General features: G+C 69.6%; 1 protein-coding gene. It reads right to left on the minus strand.

Translation table 11 applies throughout. The features are described 5' to 3' along the window. Positions 1-107 precede the first annotated feature (107 nt). A partial coding sequence (nucS, locus tag K6I34_RS37760; protein ID WP_229332512.1) for an endonuclease NucS occupies positions 108-668 on the minus strand: 561 nt, incomplete at its 5' end.

Below are 668 nucleotides of genomic sequence, written 5' to 3' on the forward strand. Positions count from 1 at the left end.
CTCCCCACCACCCTCACCACCCACCTACCCAGCCCGTCCGGCGTTTGAGGACGCGGCCGCAGGCCGCTCCCGCCCGCAGGGCGGCAACGGCGGGAAGCCACCCCAGGTCAGAACAGCCGCAGCTTGTCGTCCTCGATGCCGCGGAGGGCGTCGTAGTCGAGGACGACGCAGCCGATGCCGCGGTCCGTCGCCAGGACGCGCGCCTGGGGCTTGATCTCCTGGGCCGCGAAGATGCCGCGGACGGGAGCGAGGTGCGGGTCGCGGTTCAGCAGCTCCAGGTAGCGCGTGAGCTGCTCCACGCCGTCGATCTCGCCGCGCCGCTTGAGCTCGACGGCCACGGTCTGCCCGTCCGCGTCGCGGCACAGGATGTCCACCGGGCCGATCGCCGTGGGGTACTCGCGGCGGATGAGGGTGTAGCCCTCGCCGAGCGTCTCGATGCGGTCGGCGAGCAGCTCCTGGAGGTGTGCTTCCACGCCGTCCTTGATGAGGCCCGGGTCGACGCCGAGTTCGTGGGAGGAGTCGTGCAGGACTTCCTCCATCGTGATGATCAGCTTCTCGCCCGCCTTGTTGACCACCGTCCAGATGTTGTCGTCACCCTCCTTGAGGGTGCACGGCGGGGACATCCAGTTGAGGGGTTTGTAGGCCCGGTCGTCCGCGTGGATCGAGAC

The organism is Streptomyces sp. UNOC14_S4, from assembly GCF_020740835.1.
Lineage (GTDB): Bacteria > Actinomycetota > Actinomycetes > Streptomycetales > Streptomycetaceae > Streptomyces.